Origin of the sequence: Pseudoxanthomonas sp. GW2, from assembly GCF_000283075.1 — a bacterium.
Taxonomy (GTDB): Bacteria; Pseudomonadota; Gammaproteobacteria; order Xanthomonadales; family Xanthomonadaceae; genus Pseudoxanthomonas.
Window position 1 is genome coordinate 1 of record NZ_ALIP01000156.1, and the last position, 19,043, is coordinate 19,043.

A 19,043-nucleotide genomic window follows, 5' to 3' on the forward strand; every position below is an offset into this window, starting at 1 on the left:
GCGTCTGCTAACCTGCCGGTTTCGCACGTTTCCAGGAATACCGCATGACCTCCAAAGGACGCCCCTGGCCCATGCCGCTGAAGATGGGCGTGGGCTTTGCCGCCGGCCTGCTGCTGGGCCTGGTGGTGCACCTGACCGCCGGCGCCGATGCCGCTTGGGTCCAGGCGTTCACCCGCTACGTCACCACCCCGGCGGCGGGGCTGTTCCTCAACCTGATCTTCATGCTGATCGTGCCGCTGCTGTTCTCGGCGCTGGTGCTGGGCATCGCCGAGATGGGCGACATCCGCGCGCTCGGCCGGATCGGCTGGAAGACCCTGGCCTACACCGTGGTGCTGTCCGGCGCGGCGGTGCTGCTGGGGCTGGTGCTGGTCAACCTGCTGCGCCCGGGCGCCGGCGTCGACCCGACCCTGGCCTCGCAGCTGCTGGCGCAGAACGCCGAGCGCAGCCGCGACATCGTCGCCAGCATCGAGTCGCAACCGCGCGGCATCGACATGCTGCTGTCGATCGTGCCCAGCAACGTCGTGGCCGCCGCCTCGGACAACGGCTCGATCCTGGCGCTGATGTTCTTCGCGCTGATGTTCGGCGTGGGCATGGTGCTGACCGACGACGACAAGGTCGCCACCCTCAAGCGCGGCATCGAGGGCATCTTCGAGATCTCCATGACCCTGATCGGGCTGGTGATCCGGCTGGCGCCGTACGCGGTGTTCTGCTTCATGTTCAACCTGGCCGCGATCTTCGGCTTCGACCTGCTGCTGCGGCTGGGCGCGTACGTGGGCGTGGTGGTGCTGGCGCTGGGCCTGCACATGTTCGTCGGCTACGGCCTGGCGGTGCGCATGGCCGGGCGCTCGCCGCTGAAGTTCTTCCGCGACATCCAGGAAGCGGCGGTGATGGCCTTCTCCACCGCCTCCAGCAACGCCACCCTGCCGACCGCGCTGCGCGTGGCCGACGAGATCGGCCTGCCGCACAAGGTATCGCGCTTCGTGCTGACCGTCGGCGCCACCGCCAACCAGAACGGCACCGCGCTGTTCGAGGGCGTGACCGTGATCTTCCTGGCCCAGTTCTTCGGCGTGGACCTGAGCCTGGGCCAGCAGTTCATGGTGATGCTGGTGTGCATCCTCGGCGGCATCGGCACCGCCGGCGTGCCCTCCGGCTCGCTGCCGGTGGTGGCGCTGATCTGCGCCATGGTCGGGGTGAACCCGATCGGCATCGGCCTGATCCTGGGCGTGAACCATTTCCTGGACATGTGCCGGACCACGCTCAACGTCAGCGGCGACCTGACCCTGGCCGCGCTGGTGGCCGCCGGCGAGCCGGAGGACGGCGGCGCCGCGGCCGGCCCGGAGGCGGCCACCTGAGGGCGACGGTTGCAGGCAAAACCGTGGCGGGAACGTTCCCTCGCCGGAAATGTCGGGAAACGCTGCGTTCAGGGCGCCAAATCAAGGGCTTGCGACGGGACAGGACGGGCGCGGGATGCAACAATGGCCGGCCCGCATCCCGCGGTTGCCATCGAACTAGCCGAATCCCACATGACGAAGCCGACCCGCCGCCAGCTCGCCAATGCCATCCGTTTCCTCGCCGCCGATGCGGTCGAGGCCGCCAAGTCGGGCCACCCCGGCATGCCGATGGGCATGGCCGACATCGCCGAAGTGCTGTGGAACGACTACCTGCGCCACAACCCGTCCAACCCGGACTGGTTCAACCGCGACCGCTTCGTGCTGTCCAACGGCCACGGCTCCATGCTGCACTACGCGCTGCTGCACCTGAGCGGCTACGACCTGCCGATCGAGGAGCTCAAGCGCTTCCGCCAGCTGCACAGCAAGACCGCCGGCCACCCGGAGCGCTACGAAACCCCGGGCGTGGAGACCACCACCGGCCCGCTGGGCCAGGGCTTCGCCAACGCCGTGGGCTTCGCCCTGGCGGAGAAGCTGCTGGCGCAGCGCTACAACCGCCCCGAATTCGAGGTCGTCGACCACCGCACCTGGGTGTTCATGGGCGACGGCTGCATGATGGAAGGCGTGTCCCACGAGGCCGCATCGCTGGCCGGCACCTGGGGCCTGGGCAAGCTCACCGCCTTCTGGGACGACAATGGCATCTCGATCGACGGCGAGGTGCACGACTGGTTCACCGACGACACCCCGGCGCGCTTCGAGGCCTACGGCTGGCACGTGGTGCGCGGCGTGGACGGCCATGACCCGGAGGCGATCAAGGCGGCGATCGAGCAGGCCATCGCGGTGGAGGACAAGCCGAGCCTGATCTGCTGCAAGACCACCATCGGCTTCGGTTCGCCGAACAAGGCCGGCAAGGAGGAATCGCACGGCGCGCCGCTGGGCAAGGACGAGGTCGAGGCCACCCGCAAGGCCCTGGACTGGCCGTATGCGCCGTTCGAGATCCCGCAGGAGATCTACGACGGCTGGCGCGCCAACGGCGCCGGCCAGCTGCGCCAGGCCGAGTGGGAGCAGCTGTTCGACAAGTACGCCAGGCAGTACCCGGCCGAGGCCGAGGAACTGGTCCGCCGCTCGCGCGGCGAACTGCCGGCCGACTTCGTGGCCCAGGCCGACGCCTTCATCGCCAAGGTCCAGGCCGAGGGCGCGACCATCGCCTCGCGCAAGGCCTCGCAGAACGCGATCGCCGCGTTCGCGCCGCTGCTGCCGGAGCTGATCGGCGGCTCGGCCGACCTGGCCCCGTCCAACCTGACCCAGTGGAAGGCCAGCAAGTCGGTGACCGTGGCCGACCGCGAGGCCAACTACGTGCACTACGGCGTGCGCGAGTTCGGCATGAGCGCGATTGCCAATGGCATCGCCCTGCACGGCGGCTTCCTGCCGTTCGACGCCACCTTCCTGGTGTTCAGCGACTACGCGCGCAACGCGCTGCGCATGAGCGCGCTGGTCCCGGCGCACGTGATCCACGTGTTCACCCACGACTCCATCGGCCTTGGCGAGGACGGCCCGACCCACCAGCCGGTCGAGCACCTGGCCTCGCTGCGCTACATCCCCAACAACGACGTGTGGCGCCCGTGCGACGCGGTCGAGTCGGCGGTGGCCTGGAAGCAGGCGATCCTGCGCAAGGACGGCCCCAGCGTGCTGGTGTTCAGCCGCCAGAACCTGCCGCACCAGGCACGCAGCGAGGAGCAGGTGAAGCTGGTCGAGCGCGGCGGCTACGTGCTGGCCGACGCCGAAGGCGGCAACCCCGACGTGATCCTGATCGGCACCGGTTCGGAAGTGTCGCTGGCGATGGAGGCCAAGGCGCAGCTGGACGCGGCCGGGATCAAGGCGCGCGTGGTGTCGATGCCCTCGACCACCGTGTTCGACCGCCAGGACGAGGCCTACCGCGAGTCGGTGCTGCCGAAGTCCGTGCGCAAGCGCGTGGCGGTGGAAGCCGGCGTCACCGACTTCTGGCGCAAGTACGTGGGCCTGGACGGCGCGGTCATCGGTCTGGACCGCTTCGGCGCCTCGGCCCCGGCCGGCGAGCTGTACAAGTACTTCAACATCACCACCGAGGCGGTGGTGGCCGCGGCCAGGGCGCTCTGAGTCCTGGCCATCCGTCGGCCGGGCCACGTGCCCGCCCGACGGAACCGCGATGCAAAGGGAAGGGGACGCGCAGGCGTCCCCTTTCCGTTTCCGGTCAGCGCCGGCCGAACTGCGCGACCAGCCAGGCGTCGATCGCGGAAACCCCGCCCGGCAGCGCCGGCAGGCGCGCCCAGTGCAGGCTCTCGATCTCCGGGTCCAGGGCGTGGCCGTGGCGCCGCTGCAGGCCGCGGGTCGCGAACAGCAGGCCGGTCAGCGGCCACGGCGAGCGAGGCGAGCGGATGCGCAGCCAGCCGGCGGGCTCCAGCGCGCCGGCGGCGTGGCCGGTTTCCTCCAGCAGTTCGCGCGCGGCCGCGCGCAGCGGCGGCTCGCCGGGATCGACCCAGCCGCCGGGCAGTTCCAGCACCTGGCGCGCGGCATTGCGCACCAGCAGGATCCGGCCGAGGTCGACCGCCAACACCAGGACGAAGTCCGGCGCCGCGCCCGGCGCCCGGCCGCGGCCGGCGGCGAGCAGCACTTCGCCGCGCTCATTGCAGGGCGGCGGTTCGGGGACGGGGATCGGTGCGGATGCGGACACGGTTCGCGTTGCGGGCAAGGCCACGAACAACGGTCCGGGGCGTGCGCATTGTGGCCGAAGCCGGCGCCGGCGGACATGCCGCCGGCGCTGCCCGCCCGCCACCACGTGCCGGTGGCTTGCCTGCCCGCGGATGCGGGCGCGGCTCAGTGCGCGGCCGGCTTGTCGTGCTTGCTGCCGCCGCGGCAGCGCGGCGACTCCGGCACGCTGGCGTCGGCCTCCCATTCGGCCGGGGTGTAGGTGTGCAGGGCCAGTGCATGGATCTGCTGCATCAGCCCGCCCATGGCCGCGTACACCGCCTGGTGGCGCTGCACCGGGCGCTTGCCGGCGAAGGCCTCGCTGACGATCACCGCCTTGTAGTGGGTCTCCAGGCCGCGGCTGTGCATGTGGCTCTCGTCCAGCACCTCCAGGTGCAGGGGCTGCAGGGCGGCGAGGGCCTGGCGGATCTGGTCGGCGCGGGTGCTCATGGGCGGTGGCGTGGTGGAAGTCGCTAACAGGATGGAGGCGGATTGGCCGGGTTCAAGCGGACGGCCGCCCTGCCGGCGCGGGGGGCGTGCGGCAAGGCGCATCCCGGGCAGCTTCAGGGCGCCGGCAGCGGCAGGTCGGGTGCCGGCTGGCGCAGCAGGTGGCGGCGGACCGCAGCGCGTGCCGGCGCGTCCCATTCCGGGCGCCAGGCGCAGTGCGCCGCGCTCTCCACCTCCGCGTGGTAGCCAAGGTTGCCAGTGGCGCCGAGCAGTCCGTACACCTCCCGTGCCGCCAGCACGCTGGCGCGTGCGGCCGGCGCACCCAGCCAGGCGATATGTGGGTTGTCCAGCACCAGCAGGCCGCGTGGCGCGACCAGGGCCAGCACCTGGTGCTGGTCCACCGCCAGCCGCCGCGGGTCGTCGGCGTAGGTGCCGAACGCGTCGCCCAGCCAGGGCTGCTCGCCAAAGGCGCTGGTGGCCGGCTGCGCGCCCTCCGGTGCGTGGCGCCAGGTGGGCACGCCACCAGCGCCGGATTCGATCGGCACGGTCAGGGCCACGCGCGGGTCGAAGGCGCCGGCCGCCAGCGCCCCCTTGCCGTGGCGCGAGCAGCCGCTGACGCCGATCGCATCGGCGCGCAGCAGGCGGCCGTCGTCGGCGGCGATCACATCGATGACCCGGCTCACGCCCCAGGCCCAGGCCATCAGCGTGCCGGTGCCGGCGACCTCGTCGCCGTACAGGCGGTAGAACGCGCCCTCCTTGCGCCGCCCCTGGCCGGTCTCGGCACCGATGTCGGTGCTGGGGAACTCGATCCAGGCCACGCCCTCGCTGGCCAGCAGTTCCGGGCTGACCCCGGCCACCCCGGCCATCACCAGCATGGCCGGGAAAGGTCCCTCGCCTGGGGGCAGGTGCAGGCGCGCGGCGAAGCGCTCGCCGCGGCCGCCGTGGCGCACCTCGACCTCGATCCGCTCCGGGGTGACCGTGCCGGCCACCGCCTCCGGTGCCGGCCCCTTGCTGCCGTAGACCTGGGCCTCCAGCGCATGCAGGGTCTGCTGCCGCAGGCAGTGCCATTGCCCCGGTTCATGCGCGCGGCTTCCATCGGGCAGGCGCAGCGGATCGGGCAGTTCCGCCTGCAGGCCGGCTGCGGGTGGCAGGACCGGGCAGTCGCGGGCCTCGTCACCGGCCGTGGCAGCGGCCGCGCCGTGCCAGGCCAGCAGCAACAGGCCCGCAAGCAGGGGCCGACTCGGGTTCCAGCGCATGCGTTCTCTCCATCCCCGGTACGGGGGGATCATGCCAGCGCCCGAGGGCTTGACGCGGGCTTGCGTTTACGCTTGTAATCCAATCTCGATTACAGGCGTAAACGGAGGTCCGCATGGCGCACGAACCGATCCCCGTAACCGATGCAGAGGCCACGGTCATGGAAGTGCTGTGGCAGTCCAGCCCGCGCAGCTCCGAGGACGTGGTCGCGGCGGTGGCACCGGCCACCGGCTGGGCCGAGCCCACCATCAAGACCCTGCTCAACCGCCTGCTCAACAAGGGCGCGATCAGCGCCGAGCGCGAGGGCCGGCGCTACCTCTATTCGCCGGTGCTGAGCCGCGAGGCCTGGGTGGAGCAGCAGAGCGAAGGCCTGCTGGCCCGCCTGTTCGGCGGCCGGGTGGCGCCATTGGTGGCGCATTTCAGCGAGCGCGGCCGGCTGTCGGCCACCGACATCGCCGAGCTCAAGCGCCTGGTGTCGCGGCTGGAGGAGGGCGGGGACGATGGACGCTGAGCTGGTCCTGCTGTTGCGCGCCACCCTGGCCCTGACCGTGGCCGGCGCGCTGGTGCTGGCGCTGCGCCGTCCGGCGCGCGCGCTGTGGGGCGCGCAGGGAGCCTACCTGCTGTGGACTTGCGTCCCGGTCGCGGTGCTGGCCGCGTCGTTGCCGAAGGGCACCACGCTGCCGCTGCCGGTGGCCGCGGCCTGGCTGGAGCCGGTGCAGGCCGGCGTGGCCGCCGCGGCCGCAGCCACGTCGCCGGCCTGGCGGGCCTGGCTGCTGCCGCTGTGGCTGGCCGGCGTGCTCGCCAGCGCCGCGCTCATGGCCTGGCAGCAGTGGCGTTTCCGGCGCGCGCTGGGGCCGCTGCAGGCGCGCCCGGACGGGCTGTTCCAGGCCCGCGGCACCCACCCGGCGCTGCCGGCGGTGGTGGGCCTGCTGCGGCCGCGGATCGTGCTGCCGGCCGATTTCGAGCGGCGCTACAGCGCGGCCGAGCGCGAGCTGGTCCTGCAGCACGAACGCCTGCACGTGCGCCGCGGCGACCTGCCGGCCAATGCACTGGCCGCGCTGCTGCGCTGCCTGTTCTGGTTCCACCCGCTGCTGCCGGCCGCGCTGCGGCGCTTCCGCCACGACCAGGAACTGGCCTGCGATGCCGCGGTGATCGCGCGCCATCCCCGCCAGCGGCGCGTGTACGGCGAGGCCATGCTCAAGGCGCAGCTGCCGCACGCGCCGCTGCCGCTGGGTTGCCACTGGCCGCCGCTGCATGCGCTCAGGGAGCGGATCGAACTGCTGCGGCGCCCGGCGGCGTCACCGCGGCAGCGGCTTGCCGCCGCGCTGGTGGCGTGCGCGCTCGCCTGCGGCATCGGCGGCCTGGCCTGGGCCGCGCGGCCGGCCGCGGCCGCCGCGCAGGAGGGGGACTGGCTGCCGGTACCGGCGGCGTTCATGCCGCCGCCGCGCTATCCGAAGGAGGCCGCCGAGGCCGGGATCGCCGGCGAGGTGAGCCTGCTGCTGGACCTGGCCGCCGACGGCAGCGTGGCGGCGGTGGAAGTGGAGCGCGCCGCGCCGGCCGGGGTGTTCGAGGCCGCGGCGGTGGAAGCGGCGCGGCAGTGGAAGTTCAGGCCGGACGCGGACGACGGCGTGGCCAGGGTCCGCCGCGTGCGCGTGCCGATCAGTTTTGCCCCGGACAAGCGGGCCACGGACCAGGGAGGCCAGGAATGACGATGTGGTTCCATCACGCTTGCGGCGGCGGACGTGCCGCGCGGTGGCTGTGCGGTGGCCTGCTGGCGCTGGCCGCGGCCGGTTGCGCCAGCCGCGGCGGGATCGACGAGGCCCAACCCGATGCCAGCGCCGGCGTGGGCCAGCGCATGATCATGCCGACTACCGACACTCGTTACGAGCTGGCACCCCACCAGGGCTTCGTGTTCCCGCGGATCCTGGCCAACGACAGCCCGGCGTTCCCGGCGCACTACCGCCCGCCCAGTCCGTTCTCCGCGACCCTGTGCGTGTCGCTGGCGGTGGGCGAGGACGGCGAGGTGCGCAACGTGCACCTGGTCGGCGCGCCGGGCTGCATCGCGCCCGAGGAAGCACCGGAACCGCTGGGCACGGCGGTGCTCGAAGCGGTCGCGGCCTGGGAATTCGAGCCGGCATTGCTGTGCGAATACCCGGACGCGGCCACCCGCAACCGCGACTGGAACGGGGGCGGCTGCACCGGCGCGGTGAGCGCGGTCAAGCCGGTGCCGGTCACCCTGGCCTGGGCCTTCACCTTCGAGCTGCAGCAGGGCCAGGCGCGGGTTTCCAACCGGCGGTCCTCGCCCTGACTACTGCCCCAGCATTTCCGGGCGGAACAGGCGGCGCCGGCTGGTTTCATCGCCGGACAGCATGAAGCGGCCGTCGCCGCGGTAGTGCACGGTGCGCGGGCGCTGCGGCCGCGCCGCCACGTGCGCGCGCACGACCTGCCACACGAACAGCGGGTAGTCGTCGTTGAGGTGGGTGCGGCGCAGGCGGCATTCGAAGCTAGCGTGGCATTCGCCGATCAGCGGCGCACCGACCAGCTCGGCCGCCTGCGCGGTCAGGCCGAAGCGCTGGAACTTGTCGACCTGCGCGCTGCTGCAGTTGCCGATGCCGACCACCGCGTCCAGCAGCGGCGCGGTGGGCAGGTTGATCACGCACTGGCGGCTGCGCCGTGCCAGCGCATGGCTGGTGTTGGCGTCCCAGATGTAGGTGCCGACCAGGTCGTAGCCGAGCATCATGTGCCAGCCGCAGGTCATGATCGCGCGCTGGCCCTTCCACGCGGTGGTGACCAGCACCACCGGGCCGGGCTCGAGGAAGCGCCGGATCTTCTCCACCGGGAACGCGGTCTTGCGGGGCAGGGCCATGCTCGGCTCCTTCGTGGACGCCGCCAGCCTGCGCACGCGCGCGGCAACGGCGCGTCAATCCAGCACGTGGATGGCGTCGGCCAGGCGCCGCACTTCGTCGGGATGGTGGCTGACGTAGAGCATCGGCAGGCGCACCTCGTCGCGCACCTTCCGCAGCCACGGGATCAGTTCCTCGCGGCGCGCCGGGTCCAGCGCCGACAGCGGCTCGTCGAACAGCAGCACCGCCGGCTGCGACAGCAGGGCGCGGCCGATCGCCACGCGCTGCGATTCGCCGCCGGACAGGTGGCGGGTGCGCCGGTCCAGCAGGTGGCCGATGCCCAGCAACTCGACCACCGCGTCGAAGGCGAAGCCGGCCTGGCCGCCGCGGTGGCGGCCATAGAGCAGGTTGCGGCGTACGTCCAGGTGCGGGAACAGGCGCGCGTCCTGGAACACGTAGCCGACCTGGCGGCGATGGGTGGGCACGTCGATGCCGCGCGCGCTGTCGTACAGCACGCGGCCGTCGATCTCGATGTAACCCGATTCCGGCCGCACCAGCCCGGCGATGGCATTGAGCACGCTGGTCTTGCCGGCACCGGACGGGCCGGCGAGCGCCAGCACCCGCGCCTGCTCGTCGATCCGCACGTGGCGCTGGAAGCGGCCGCGGCGCAGATGGATGTCGACCTTCAGCATGGCGCGGCTCCGCGCATGGGCTGGTCCATGCTCATTCCTCCTCGCCCCCGCGCTGGCGCCGCACCAGCCATTCGGAGAACAGCAGCGCGCCCAGCGAGATCACCAGCGCCACCGCGGCCAGGCGCCAGATCCCCGATTCGCCGCCCGGTACCTGCATCAGCCCGTAGATCGCCGAGGACAGGGTGCGGGTCTCGCCGGGGATGGCGGAGACGAAGGTGATGGTGGCGCCGAACTCGCCCAGCGCCTTGGCGAAGCCCAGGGCGGCGCCGGCCACCAGGCCCGGCCAGGCCAGCGGCAGGGTCACGGTGAGGAATACCCGCCACGGCGCCGCGCCCAGGGTGGCCGCGGCCTGCTCCAGGCGCCGGTCCACGTTCTCGATCGACAGCCGGATCGCGCGCACCATCAGCGGGAAGCCCATCACCGCGCAGGCCAGCGCCGCGCCGGTCCAGCGGAAGGCGAGGCTGATGCCGAAGGTGTCCTCCAGCCAGCGCCCGGCCGGGCCCTGCTGGCCGAACAGCACCAGCAGCGCGTAGCCCATCACCACCGGCGGCAGCACCAGCGGCAGGTGCACCAGCGCGTCCAGCAGCGACTTGCCGGGGAAGCGCCGGCGCGCCAGCAGCCACGCCACCGCCACCCCGAACGGCAGGCTGGCGAGGGCGGCCACGGCGGCCACTTTCAGGCTCAGCGCGATGGCGGTGATCTCGTCCTGGGTGAAGCCGGGCAGGGCCATGCTCAGTCCTGGGGATGGAAACCGTGCCGGGCGAAGATCGCCCGCGCCTGCGGCCCGGCCAGCCAGCGCACGAATCCGCGCGCGGCGGGCGTGGCCGGCGCCACCGCGGCGACCGGGTAGATGATCGGCGGATGGCTGTCGGCGGGGAAGGTCGCCACCACCTGCACCCGCGGCTCGGCGCGGGCGTCGGAGGCGTAGACCACGCCCAGCGGGGTCTCGCCGCGGGCCACCAGCATCAGCGCCACGCGCACGCTCTCCGCCTCGGCCAGCCGGCCCTGGACCGCCGGCCAGTGGCCCAGCGCCTGCAGCGCCTGGCGCGCGTACTTGCCGGCCGGCACCGTCTGGGTCTGCGCGACCGCCAGCCGGCCCTTGCCCAGGGCCGCCGCCAGGGCGCCGGGCCGGGCCAGGTCCACCGCCGGCGCCGCCGCGGTGCGCGGGGCGACCAGCACCAGGGTATTGCCTAGCAGTTCCTGGCGGCTGCCGGGATCGATCCGCCCGCGTTGCTGGAGGTAGTCCATCCAGGCATCGTCGGCGGAGAAGAACACCTGCGCCGGCGCGCCCTGCTCGATCTGCCGGGCCAGGGTGGAGCTGGCCGCGTAGGACACGCGCACCGGCACGCCGGTGGCCTGGCGGTAGGCGGCGGCCGCCTCGTCCAGCGATTCCTGCAGGCTGGCCGCGGCGAACACCGTCAGCGGCGCGTCGCCGGCCGCGGATGCGCCGCTGCCCGCCGCCAGGCCGGCGACGGCCAGCGCGGTGGTGGTACACAGGCGCAGCAGGAGGCTCGGCTTGGACATGGCGTTTCTCCGGTGGGGTTGCGGCGAAAGCGATGCGGTCGGGCCGGGCGGCGGCCGGGTTATCCGGGATCGCCCAGGGTGGCTTCCAGCACCTCGGCCAGGCGCGCCGCACCCAGGCGCAGCTGCGCCTCCTGGGTCGGCAGGTGCGCGTCCACGTAGGCATCGTCGACCACGTGGCCCTGCGGGTACACCCCGGGGGCGAGGCCGGTGCGGCAGGACTGCTCGACCCAGGGCAGCGGGAAGCCGGGGCGCGGCGGGCGGCCGACCGGTTCGACCGCCGGCGCGGGCAGGGTGCGCAGGCGCTGCAGCCAGGCCTCCTCGTCCAGCCGCCGGGTGGCGAGCAGGCCGCTGTCCCACAGCGAGTGCAGGTTGCTGCCCTTGCCGCGGTAGTTGACCTGGTAGTTGTTGCCGCCGCGGTCGTGGCGGTAGCCGGCGTGCAGCGGCTGGTGCGCGTCGCCGGCCAGGTGCACGACGAACTTCAGCGCCTGCAGGCGCTCCGCGTCGCTGCGGCTACGGTCGGCGAGGATGCGCGCCTGCGCCTCGAGCGCCTCGTTCACGCAGTTGCCGTCGGGGCAATGGGCCTGGCGCTCGTAATGGCAGTCGGCCTCGCCGATGTTGACGTAGTGCCAGGCGGCGGTGCGCCGGCCCAGCACCGGATCGGACCCGCGCAGGTTGTCGGCCCAGTTGGCGATTCCGGCCAGGCCGGGTTCGGGCTCGCCGCGCAGCAGGCGCTGGGCTTCGGCGCGCGCGGCCGGCGAGAGCTGTTCCTCGGCCAGGCGCGCCACCAGGCGGTGGCCGAGCGGTCCCCAGGCCTGCGCCGGCAGGGCCACGGACAGCAGCAACAGGAAGCCCGGCAGCCACGCGGAGTGGCGCCGGGCGCGGATCGGACGGGTGGAAGCGGTGCGGGACGTCATCGGCCAACTTTAACCGACTGTCCCGCACCACCGCCTTTCCCCGCCAAGGGAAGCGTTGTCGCTCAGAACTTCATGACGTAGGACGCGCCGTACACCAGCGGGTCGATGTTGGCGGTGCCGAGCTTGGCGCCGTCGACCTTGACGTCGGTGTCGATGTCGGCCCAGCGCACGTCGACGCGCACCGAGGCCTTCTCGCTGACCTTGAAGTCCAGGCCGGCGTGCGCGGCCAGGCCGAAGGAATCGTCCAGCTTCAGCTTGGTGCCGGCCAGGGCGCCGGTGGTGTCCTCGCTGAAGAAGGTGGTGTAGTTGATGCCCACTCCCAGCAGCGGCGAGACCTTGCCGGCGCTGTTGAAGTGGTACTGCAGGGTGATGGTCGGCGGCAGGTGCTTGGTCTGGCCGACCTTGCCCACGCCCTTGACCGCGATCTCGTGCTTGAACGGCAGCGCACCCAGGACCTCGACGCCGAGGTTGTCCTTGACGAAGTACTCGAAGGTCACGCTGGGCTTGGCGTCGCTGTCGATGGCCAGCGGCAGGGTACCGTCGGCCAGCTTGCCGTTGTCGGACTTCGGGTCGACCTGGTGCAGGCCCACGCCCAGGGTCCAGTCGCCGGCGGACTGGGCGAAGGCCGGGGCGGCGGCGACGGCGGCAAGGGAAGCGGCAAGCAGCGGGAGAAGCTTGTGTTTCATCGGTAACACTCTGCGTGTTGGGTGTGGCGGGGAGGCTCCGCCCGGTCCCCGGGGCGCGCCTTGATTCCAGTCAAGCCGGGCGCAGGTGGCGCCGGTGCCGGTGCGCTAGAATGGCCATCCGCTGCATTACCCCCTTCATCCACCACGGGCCGCGCCCCGGCGCGGCGTCAGGAGTCATCAGAATGGCGATCAAGGTAGGCATCAATGGCTTCGGCCGCATCGGCCGCAACGTTCTGCGTTCTGCCGTGCAGAACTTCGGCGACGACATCGAGATCGTGGCGATCAACGACCTGCTGGAGCCCGACTACCTGGCCTACATGCTGAAGTACGACTCCGTGCACGGCCGCTTCAAGGGCGAGGTGCAGGTCGAGGGCAACACCCTGGTCGTCAACGGCAGGAAGATCCGCCTGACCCAGGAGCGCGACCCGGCCAACCTGAAGTGGGACGAGGTGGGCGCCGAGGTGGTGATCGAGTCCACCGGCCTGTTCCTGGACAAGGACAGCGCGGGCAAGCACCTGGCCGCCGGCGCGAAGAAGGTGATCATGTCGGCCCCGTCCAAGGACGACACGCCGATGTTCGTCTACGGCGTCAACCACGACACCTACGCCGGCGAGGCGATCATCTCCAACGCCAGCTGCACCACCAACTGCCTGGCGCCCCTGGCCAAGGTGATCCACGACAAGTGGGGCATCAAGCGCGGCCTGATGACCACCGTGCACGCCGCCACCGCCACCCAGAAGACGGTCGACGGCCCGTCCAACAAGGACTGGCGCGGCGGCCGCGGCATCCTCGAGAACATCATCCCGTCCTCCACCGGCGCGGCCAAGGCGGTGGGCAAGGTGATCCCCTCGCTCAACAAGAAGCTCACCGGCATGAGCTTCCGCGTGCCGACCTCGGACGTGTCGGTGGTCGACCTGACCGCCGAGCTGGAGAAGCCGGCGACCTACGAGGAGATCAAGGCCGAGATCAAGGCGCAGAGCGAGGGCGCGCTGAAGGGCATCCTCGGCTACACCGAGGACAAGGTGGTGGCCACCGACTTCCGCGGCGACACCCGCACCTCGATCTTCGACGCCGACGCCGGCATCCAGCTCGACCCGACCTTCGTCAAGCTGGTGGCCTGGTACGACAACGAGTGGGGCTACTCCAACAAGTGCCTGGAGATGGCCCGCGTGGTGGCCGGCAAGTAAGCCGCACCGCAAGCGCTGCAAAGGACGAGCCCCGGCCCTGCCGGGGCTTGTTTTTTGCGCCGGCGGCGGCTGCCTAGAGTGCCTGCAGGATCAGCGAGTGCCAGCCGCTGCGGTAGGTCTCGTAGCCCGGCGAGGCCGCGTGCGCGACGCAGTGCGGGCGGCCCTGGAACTCCACCACCCGTGCCGCGAGCGGCTGGCGCAGCAGTTCGTCGCGCCCGGGGAAGTCGATCACCTCCTGCAGGATGCGCCCGGCCGAGTCGGCCAGCACCCGGACCTGGCCGTCGACGATGCATGCCCGGCTGCGCGTCCATTCCTGCTGCGACAGCGGAGTGCGCTGCACCACCGTCTGCGCCAGCGCGTCCCAGCGGAACACGATGCCGAGCACGCCCAGCAGGCGGCCGTCGACGCGTCCGCCCTCGCGCACGCCGCAGGCGTAGACCAGCACCCGCTCGCCGCCGGCCAGCGCACTGGCATGCACCTCCTGGAAGCCGAATTCCTCGCCGCTGGCGCAGCGCCTGGCGCTTTCGAACCAGGGCGCGTCGCGCACGTCCATGCCGGCGGAGCGGTACTGGCCGGGGCGGCCGTTGGCCAGCACGCACCCGTCCAGGCCGACCAGCACCAGGTCGAAGTACACCGTGTACGAATCCAGGATCTGGCCCATGCGCCGCGAGGCGTGCGCCAGTTCCTCCGCGGTGGCGCCCGGGCGCGCGGCCGCGACCACCGCCGCGTCGGTCGCCCACCAGCGCACGTCGCAGCTGCGTTCGTAGAGGTTGCGGTCGATCAGGTCGATGTTGACCAGGGCCAGCCCGGCCAGGCGCGTATGCCGCACCTCGTCCTCCAGCCGCGCCAGGGTGGCCTGCATGTCGGCGCGGGTGGCCTCGGCGCGGCGGTCGATCTCGCCGGCGGTCTCGGCCACCCGGCGCGAGAGCGCATCCATCTCCTGCGCGATCACCGCGAAGCCACGCCCGGCCGCGCCCATGCGCGCCGATTCCACGCGCGCGTTCATCGAGATCACCAGTGTGGTGCGGTTGATTTCCTCGATCCGCCGCAGCGATTGCCGCAGCTCGCCCAGCATGCGGCCGGACAGGCCAGCCACGGAACGGATGTGGTCGTCGACACTGGCCTGGGCAGGCGTGGCTGGCGTGTTCATGCGGGGATGGGGGACGGTTTCATATGAAAGATGACCGGGCTTCATCGGCCCGCCGCGACCGGACTTGAGCCGGGCCGCCGGCAAGCCAGGACGCTCCGGTAGCATGCCCGCAGCGCCTGCCGGGGAGGGGCGGCCCATCCATGACGGGGGATAGCTTGGAAGCGATCATCGTGCTGGTGGTGTTGGCGGTACTGGCGGTGCCGGTGCTGCTGGGCGTGCTGGGCCTTGCAGTGCTCGGCCTGCGCCGGCGGGTGGCGGAACTGGAGCGTGCGCTTGCCGCCCTGCGCCCGCCGGCGCCGACGGGCATGGCGGCCTCGCCACCACGCGCGGAAGCCGCGCATGCACCGGCGGCCGCGGCGGGTTCCGTGGCGGCGCCCGTGCCGTCCACCGCGGCCGGCTTACGCGCGTCCGCGGCACCGCCACCGCTGCCACCGGCCGAAACGGCAGCGGCGCATGCCGGCGGCGACGCGGGCGCGCCGCGCGTCCCCGCGGAGAACGTGCTGCTGCGCGTGGTCAAGCGCTGGTTCACCGTGGGCAACGTGCCGGTGAAGATCGGCGTGCTGGTGGCGCTGGCCGGCGTGGCGGCGCTGCTGAAGTACGCTTCCGACCAGGGCCTGTTGCAGTTGCCGGTGGCGCTGCGCCTGTCCGCCGTGGCCGCGGCGGCGCTGCTCGCACTGGGCTTTGCCTGGCGCCGGCGCGAGGGCAACCGGGTCTTTGCCCTGAGCGTGCAGGGCGGGGCGATCGGCACCCTGCTGCTGGTGGTGTTCGCGTCGTCCAGGCTCTACGGCCTGGTCGACGCCGGCCCGGCGTTCGCCCTGAGCGTGGTCCTGGTCGCGGGCGCGGCCCTGCTGGCGGTGCTGCAGAACGCGCAGGCGCTGGCCGCGTTCGCCCTGCTGGCCGGCTTCCTGGCGCCGGTGTGGTTGTCCACCGGCGGCGGCAACCACGTCGCCCTGTTTTCCTACTACGCGCTGGTCAACGCCGCGGTGGTGGCGATCGCCTGGTTCAGGTCCTGGCGCCTGCTCAACCTGCTTGGCTTCGCGTCCACCTTCGGCATCGGCAGCCTGTGGGGCGCCAGCGCCTACGTGCCGGAGAAGTACGCCAGCACCCAGCCGTTCCTCGCCCTGTTCTTCGCGTTCTACCTGGTGGTGCCGCTGCTGTTCGCGCGGCGCCGGCCGGCGGGACGGCGCGACCTGGTCGACGGTTGCCTGGTGTTCGGCACCCCGCTGGTGGCGTTCTCGCTGCAGGCGGCGCTGCTGGAAGGCCAGCGCATGCCGCTGGCGTTCTGCGCGCTGGGCCTGGCCGTGCTGTACGCGATGCTGGCGCGGGCGCTGTTGCGGCGCTCCGGCTACGAGCTGCTGGCGCAGTCCTGGGCGGTGCTGGCAGTGGGCTTCGCCACCCTGGCGGTGCCGCTGTGCCTGAGCGCGCGCGCCACCGCCAGCGTGTTCGCGCTGGAGGGCGCCGGGCTGGTGTGGCTGGGCCTGCGCCGGCAGCGCTGGCTGCCGCAGGCCAGCGGCGTGGCGCTGCAGCTGTTGGCGGCGTTGGCGTTGCTGCCCGGGCTGGACAATGCGCACGGGGACCTGCGTGCCGTGTCCAATCCGACGGCGATGGGCATGTTCCTGCTGGCGCTGGGCGGCTGGGCCAGCGCCTGGGCGGCACGTGCCCATGGCCGGACCGTGCCGGCGGCACTGTTCTTCCTGTGGGGCACGGCGTGGTGGGCCGGCGACTGCGCGCACGAGATCTCGCGCTTCGCCGCTCCGGCCTTGCGCGCCGACCTGGCCCTGGTGCTGGCCGGCGCGACCGGCTGGCTGGCGGCGGAAGTCCATCGCCGCCGCCCGGCCGCATTGCTGGCCCAGACCCTGCTGGCGGCGGTCGTGCTGGCCGCGCCGGTGCTGTTCTGGCAGTCGGAGCGGCACCAGCATCCGCTGGGCGGGAGCTTCGGTGCGCTGGCGTGGCTGGTGTTCGGCCTGCTGGGCCTGCGTGGGCTGGCCTGCCTGCGCCTGGATGCCGGCCGCAGTGCTGGCGCCGCGCAGTTGGCCTGGTGGCTGCTGTGGGCCCTGCTGGCATCGCTGGAGGGGCGCTGGGTCGCGCTCGAGGCCAGCCTCGGCCAGGGCTGGGAGTTCGCGCTGGCGGCCCTGCCGTGGCTGGTGCTGATCGCGCTCGCGCAGTGGCGCTGGGACTGGCTGGCGCTGCCGCGCGATGCCGCGGTCGCCGCACCGATGCGCACGCCGGTGTCGTGGTCCGGTTTCGCGGTCGCCGCCGCGATCTGGCTGGCGATGCTCAAGCGCCCGCTGTCCCCGGCGCCGCTGCCCTGGCTGCCACTGCTCAACCCGGGCGAGCTGGTGCAGCTGGCGACCCTGGGCCTGGGTGCGGCCTGGCTGGGCAGCAGGCATGCCGGGGCGCTGCTGCCGCGCTGGCGACCTGCGCTGCTGGCCGGCGGCGGCTTCCTGCTGCTGAGCGCCTCCACCCTGCGCTGCGTGCATTACTGGGGTGGCATCGGCTGGACCCCGGGCCTGCTGTCCAGCGCCCTGGCCCAGACCAGCCTGACCGTGGCCTGGAGCGTGCTGGGCGTGCTCGGCTGGGTGCTCGGTTCGCGCCGCGGCCAGCGCGGCCTGTGGCTGGCCGGCGCGGTGCTGATGGGTGTGGTCCTGGCCAAGCTGGTGCTGGTCGACCGCACCCACCTGGGCAACCTGGCCGGCATCGTGTCTTTCATCGCCTACGGCGTGCTGTGCATGATCGTCGGCTACCTCGCCCCGGCGCCGCCGCGCGCCGGGGACAACGTGGAGACGGACGCATGAGCAAACGATCCTGGTACGCACTGGCGCTGGTTTCCGTGCTGGCCGGAGGCGCACAGGCCAGCGCCCCGGCGCAGGACTATGCGCGGCAGTGGCCGCTGGCCCTGGGCCAGGACAACGCCGGGGCCTACCGGGTACTGCTCGACGAGGCGGTGTACCTGGGGGCGCACGAGCGCGGCCTGCGCGACGTGGAGGTATTCAACGCCCAGGGCCAGGCGGTGGCCGCGGCGGTGCTGTCGCCGGCGCAGCCGTTGGCGCAGGCGCCGCGTACCACGGGGCTGCCCTGGTTCCCGTTGCCGGCGCAGGACGGCGCCGGCAACGACATCCACCTGATCGCCGAGCGCGACGACGAGGGCAACATCCGCCGGGTGCAGGCGGGGTTCCCGGCGCGTACGCCCGCCGGCGGCGCCGGCAGCTGGCTGGTCGATGCCAGCCGCGTGCGCGAGCCGGTGCGCGCGCTGCTGCTGGAGTGGAAGACGCCATCGCAGCCGCTGCAGGCCGGCTACAAGGTCGAGGGCAGCGACGACCTGCGCAGCTGGCGCACGCTCAACGGCAGCACCACCCTGCTGGACCTGGAGCGCGGCGGCGAACGCCTGCGCCAGGGCCGCATCGCCCTGGATGGCCAGGCCCGCTACCTGCGCCTGCTGCCGCTGCGCGCCGGCCCCGGGCCGGAGCTTACCGGGGTCGCGGCCGAGCTGGCGCCGGCGGAGGCGCAGCTGCAGTGGGATTGGCAGGAGCTGCGCGGCGAGCGTCGCAGCGTGGCCGGGCGGGAGGGTTTCGAGTTCCGCCTGCCCGGACGCTTCCCGGTGGAGCGCGCCGACGTGCGCCTGCCGGACAACGCCGCGGTGCAGTGGACCCTGTACAGCCGCGAGGACCCCGACGCTTCCTGGACCTGGCGCGCCGGCCCCTGGGTTGCCTACCAGGTGGGCGACGACCGCGCCGGGGCGCGCTCGGAACCGCGCACGCTGGCCGCGGCGGTGCGCGACCGGTACTGGCGACTGGTCCCGACGACCCCGGTGGGCGAGGGCATGCCGGTGCTGCGCCTGGGTTACCGGTCCGAGGTACTGGTGTTCCTGGCCCAGGGCCAGCCGCCCTACACCCTGGCCGCCGGCAGTGCCCGCCGCCAGCGCGGCGAGGCGCCAATCAAGCCGCTGCTGGACGCGCTGCGCGCCCAGCGTGGCCCCGACTGGGAGCCGGCCCCGGCCTACCTGGCCGGCGAGGCCCAGGAGCTGGCCGGCGAGCGCGCCCTGGAGCCGCTGGTCGAGCACGACTGGAAGAGCTGGCTGCTGTGGGCGCTGCTGGTCGGTGGCGCGGTGCTGGTGGCGCTGCTGGGAATGAGCCTGCTACGGCAGCCGCCGCGGGCGCCCTGAGCGCCGGGTTTGCCGCCGCCACGTCCCGTCCCGGAAAATGCCCGCACCCGCGCGCCGCGCCGGCGCGACCCA

The 19,043-nt window shown here is 72.8% G+C and carries 18 protein-coding genes; 8 read left to right on the forward strand and 10 right to left on the reverse strand.

The window, feature by feature from the left end; genetic code table 11:
- Nucleotides 1–44: 44 nt before the first annotated feature.
- The gene (locus tag B351_RS0114685) at nucleotides 45–1,352 is read left to right on the forward strand and encodes a dicarboxylate/amino acid:cation symporter (protein ID WP_026010757.1); all 1,308 of its coding nucleotides are present in this window, start codon (nucleotides 45–47) and stop codon (nucleotides 1,350–1,352) included.
- A 171-nt stretch (nucleotides 1,353–1,523) separates the two neighbouring features.
- The gene (gene tkt / locus B351_RS0114690; protein ID WP_019399793.1) at nucleotides 1,524–3,524 is read left to right on the forward strand and encodes a transketolase; all 2,001 of its coding nucleotides are present in this window, start codon (nucleotides 1,524–1,526) and stop codon (nucleotides 3,522–3,524) included.
- A 94-nt stretch (nucleotides 3,525–3,618) separates the two neighbouring features.
- Here tkt and B351_RS17430 read toward each other — a convergent pair whose 3' ends face one another.
- The 3 genes from B351_RS17430 to B351_RS0114705 form a co-directional block, all read right to left on the reverse strand.
- Entirely contained in the window at nucleotides 3,619–4,098 is a 480-nt protein-coding gene (locus tag B351_RS17430) for an NUDIX hydrolase (protein ID WP_125076024.1), read from the reverse strand.
- Nucleotides 4,099–4,241: 143 nt separating this feature from the next.
- On the reverse strand, nucleotides 4,242–4,562 hold the full coding sequence (locus B351_RS0114700; RefSeq protein WP_019399795.1) for a BolA family transcriptional regulator: 321 nt from the start codon (nucleotides 4,560–4,562) through the stop codon (nucleotides 4,242–4,244).
- A 113-nt stretch (nucleotides 4,563–4,675) separates the two neighbouring features.
- A complete protein-coding gene (locus tag B351_RS0114705) occupies nucleotides 4,676–5,815 on the reverse strand; it encodes a hypothetical protein (protein WP_039731757.1) in 1,140 nt (379 codons plus the stop codon).
- 113 nt (nucleotides 5,816–5,928) lie between these two features.
- Between B351_RS0114705 and B351_RS0114710 the strand changes: the two genes are divergently transcribed.
- The 3 genes from B351_RS0114710 to B351_RS0114720 are packed head-to-tail and all read left to right on the forward strand — an operon-like array spanning nucleotide 5,929 to nucleotide 8,121.
- Nucleotides 5,929–6,324, forward strand: coding sequence for a BlaI/MecI/CopY family transcriptional regulator (locus B351_RS0114710; protein WP_083852469.1), 396 nt, complete (start codon nucleotides 5,929–5,931; stop codon nucleotides 6,322–6,324).
- Nucleotides 6,314–7,522, forward strand: coding sequence for a TonB family protein (locus B351_RS16960; protein ID WP_019399798.1), 1,209 nt, complete (start codon nucleotides 6,314–6,316; stop codon nucleotides 7,520–7,522). The genes B351_RS0114710 and B351_RS16960 overlap by 11 nt, the downstream gene beginning before the upstream one ends.
- A gap of 2 nt (nucleotides 7,523–7,524) precedes the next feature.
- Nucleotides 7,525–8,121 (forward strand): energy transducer TonB, encoded by a 597-nt coding sequence (locus B351_RS0114720; protein WP_019399799.1) that lies wholly within the window; start codon nucleotides 7,525–7,527, stop codon nucleotides 8,119–8,121.
- Here B351_RS0114720 and B351_RS0114725 read toward each other — a convergent pair whose 3' ends face one another.
- From B351_RS0114725 to B351_RS0114750, 6 genes are all read right to left on the reverse strand, one after another.
- A complete protein-coding gene (locus B351_RS0114725) occupies nucleotides 8,122–8,679 on the reverse strand; it encodes a flavin reductase family protein (RefSeq protein WP_026010760.1) in 558 nt (185 codons plus the stop codon).
- 54 nt (nucleotides 8,680–8,733) lie between these two features.
- Nucleotides 8,734–9,348 (reverse strand): molybdenum ABC transporter ATP-binding protein, encoded by a 615-nt coding sequence (locus B351_RS0114730; protein WP_019399801.1) that lies wholly within the window; start codon nucleotides 9,346–9,348, stop codon nucleotides 8,734–8,736.
- A gap of 31 nt (nucleotides 9,349–9,379) precedes the next feature.
- Nucleotides 9,380–10,078, reverse strand: coding sequence for a molybdate ABC transporter permease subunit (gene modB / locus B351_RS0114735; RefSeq protein ID WP_019399802.1), 699 nt, complete (start codon nucleotides 10,076–10,078; stop codon nucleotides 9,380–9,382).
- A gap of 2 nt (nucleotides 10,079–10,080) precedes the next feature.
- A complete protein-coding gene (gene modA, locus B351_RS0114740) occupies nucleotides 10,081–10,872 on the reverse strand; it encodes a molybdate ABC transporter substrate-binding protein (RefSeq protein ID WP_019399803.1) in 792 nt (263 codons plus the stop codon).
- A 59-nt stretch (nucleotides 10,873–10,931) separates the two neighbouring features.
- Nucleotides 10,932–11,786, reverse strand: coding sequence for a S1/P1 nuclease (locus tag B351_RS0114745; protein ID WP_019399804.1), 855 nt, complete (start codon nucleotides 11,784–11,786; stop codon nucleotides 10,932–10,934).
- 62 nt (nucleotides 11,787–11,848) lie between these two features.
- Nucleotides 11,849–12,472 carry an OmpW family protein gene (locus B351_RS0114750; RefSeq protein WP_019399805.1) on the reverse strand — a complete coding sequence of 208 codons (624 nt, stop codon included), beginning with the start codon at nucleotides 12,470–12,472 and terminating at the stop codon, nucleotides 11,849–11,851.
- A 182-nt stretch (nucleotides 12,473–12,654) separates the two neighbouring features.
- On the opposite strand from B351_RS0114750, the gene gap reads away from it, so the two are divergent.
- Nucleotides 12,655–13,659, forward strand: coding sequence for a type I glyceraldehyde-3-phosphate dehydrogenase (gap, locus tag B351_RS0114755; protein ID WP_019399806.1), 1,005 nt, complete (start codon nucleotides 12,655–12,657; stop codon nucleotides 13,657–13,659).
- A 73-nt stretch (nucleotides 13,660–13,732) separates the two neighbouring features.
- Here the strand turns inward: gap and B351_RS0114760 are convergent, their stop codons facing one another.
- Complete coding sequence (locus tag B351_RS0114760; RefSeq protein WP_019399807.1) at nucleotides 13,733–14,809, reverse strand: methyl-accepting chemotaxis protein; 1,077 nt, start codon at nucleotides 14,807–14,809, stop codon at nucleotides 13,733–13,735.
- A 155-nt stretch (nucleotides 14,810–14,964) separates the two neighbouring features.
- On the opposite strand from B351_RS0114760, the gene B351_RS0114765 reads away from it, so the two are divergent.
- Both B351_RS0114765 and B351_RS0114770 read left to right on the forward strand, forming a co-directional pair.
- A complete protein-coding gene (locus B351_RS0114765) occupies nucleotides 14,965–17,604 on the forward strand; it encodes a DUF2339 domain-containing protein (protein WP_019399808.1) in 2,640 nt (879 codons plus the stop codon).
- Nucleotides 17,601–18,971: a DUF3999 domain-containing protein gene (locus tag B351_RS0114770; RefSeq protein WP_037035351.1), complete on the forward strand. Its 1,371-nt coding sequence runs from the start codon at nucleotides 17,601–17,603 to the stop codon at nucleotides 18,969–18,971. The genes B351_RS0114765 and B351_RS0114770 overlap by 4 nt, the downstream gene beginning before the upstream one ends.
- Nucleotides 18,972–19,043: the final 72 nt, after the last annotated feature.